Source organism: Streptomyces sp. NPDC093018 (genome assembly GCF_040684035.1).
Classification (GTDB): domain Bacteria; phylum Actinomycetota; class Actinomycetes; order Streptomycetales; family Streptomycetaceae; genus Streptomyces; species Streptomyces murinus.
Map to the genome: position 1 here is coordinate 1 of NZ_JBFBFF010000045.1, position 1,832 is coordinate 1,832.

Below are 1,832 nucleotides of genomic sequence, written 5' to 3' on the forward strand. Positions count from 1 at the left end.
CGCCGGGAACAGCAGCACACCGTCACGCTGCATCTCGTACAGACGGTGCACACCCGTCGTGGTCTCCTCGGTCACACCGCGGATCTCGGAGGCCATGGCGGTCCAGTCGAGGCCGCACCGCTCCAACAGCGCTCTTACGACAGCGAGTTCCTCGTTCTCGGCTGGTGGGAGTTCGCCGGTCTTCCGCTCGGTGACGCCCAGGTGTATGAGGAGGGTGGCGTCGCCGCCGTCGTCCAGGATCATGTTCGGACCGCCGGTGGGGCTGTCCGGCCAGGTCAGCGCCTGCTCGGTACACCACCAGTACTCCTCCAGGGTCTCGCCCTTCCAGGCGAACACCGGGATGCCGGCGGCGGCGATGGCGGCGGCCGCGTGGTCCTGGGTGGAGAAGATGTTGCAGGAGGCCCAGCGGACCCGGGCGCCGAGGGCGACCAGGGTCTCGATCAGCACGGCGGTCTGCACGGTCATGTGCAGAGAACCGGTGATACGTGCGCCGGCCAGCGGCTGCGCGTCGGCGTACTCGCGCCGGAGCGCCATCAGGCCGGGCATCTCGTGCTCGGCGAGGGTGATCTCCTTGCGGCCGAACTCGGCCAGCGAGAGATCGGCGACCTTGAAGTCCGGGGTGTCAGTGGACACTGAGGCTCCTCGAAGTGTGAATGCTGCGGTGGATGTCCAGGGCCGCTGTGGAGCGGTTGAGGGTGATGTAGTGCAGGCCGGGCGCCCCTTCGGTGAGGAGCCGGTCGGCCATGGCGACGGCGTGCTCGACGCCGATGCGGTGCGCGGCGGCGGGGTCGTCGCGGGCCGCCTCCAGGCGGTGCGCGAGGTCTTCCGGGAAGGTGGCCGCGCTGAGTTCGGCGAACCTGCGGATCTGCCGTACGTCGGTCGCGGGCATGATCTCCGGGATGATCGGGATGTCGCACCCGGCGGCGGCGACGCGGTCCCGGAGCCGCAGGTAGTCCTCGGCGCGGAAGAACATCTGCGTGATCGCGTAGTCCGCGCCCGCCCGGCACTTGGCCACGAAGTGCCGTAGCTCGGCGCCGGGGTCGGGGGAGCGCGGATGGCCCTCGGGGAAGGCGGCGACGCCGATGGTGAAGTCGCCGAGCGAGCGCAGGAGTTCGACGAGTTCGTACGCGTGCGTGAACCCGCGCGGATGCGGGATCCACGGGCCCCGCGGATCACCGGGCGGATCGCCGCGCAGGGCGAGGACATCGGTGATCCCCGCGTCCGCGTAGCTGCCGATGATGTGCCGCAACTCGGCGACCGAGTGCCCCACGGCCGTCAGATGGGCCGCCGGGCGCAGGGTCGTCTCGGCGGCGATCCGCCGGGTGAGGGCCACCGTACGATCACGGGAGGAACCCCCTGCTCCATAGGTGACCGACACGAAGTCCGGCCGCAGCGCCTCGACCTTGCGCACCGTGGTCCACAACGTGCGCTCTCCGGCCGGGGTCTTGGGCGGGAAGAACTCGAAGGAGAACGTGGTCATGAGCGCCGCCCGGCGTTGAAGTAACCCGCCTCCGGATGGTGGACGACGATCGCGTCCGTGGACTGCTCGGGGTGCAGCTGGAACTCCTCGGACAACCGTACGCCGATCCGCTCGGGCTCCAGCAGTACGGCGATCTTGGCGCGGTCCGCCAGGTCCGGGCACGCCGGATACCCGAGGGAGTAGCGGCACCCCTGGTACTCGGCGCGGAGCATGCCCGCGAGCCGGGTCGGATCGGCACCGGAGAAGCCGAGTTCGGCGCGGACGCGTGCGTGCCAGTACTCGGCGAGGGCTTCGGCCAACTGGACGGACAGGCCGTGGAGTTCGAGGTAGTCGCGGTAGGCGTCGGCCTCGA

General features: G+C 70.3%; 3 protein-coding genes. All 3 read right to left on the reverse strand.

Going from position 1 to position 1,832, the window contains the following annotated elements:
- The coding region (locus tag AB0N90_RS37575) for an adenosylhomocysteinase (protein WP_365203981.1) at positions 1–633 on the reverse strand (633 nt) is incomplete at its 3' end.
- On the reverse strand, positions 623–1,480 hold the full coding sequence (gene metF / locus AB0N90_RS37580; protein WP_365203983.1) for a methylenetetrahydrofolate reductase [NAD(P)H]: 858 nt from the start codon (positions 1,478–1,480) through the stop codon (positions 623–625). The genes AB0N90_RS37575 and metF, both read right to left, overlap by 11 nt.
- A partial coding sequence (locus tag AB0N90_RS37585) for a vitamin B12 dependent-methionine synthase activation domain-containing protein (protein ID WP_365203985.1) occupies positions 1,477–1,832 on the reverse strand: 356 nt, incomplete at its 5' end. The genes AB0N90_RS37585 and metF, both read right to left, overlap by 4 nt.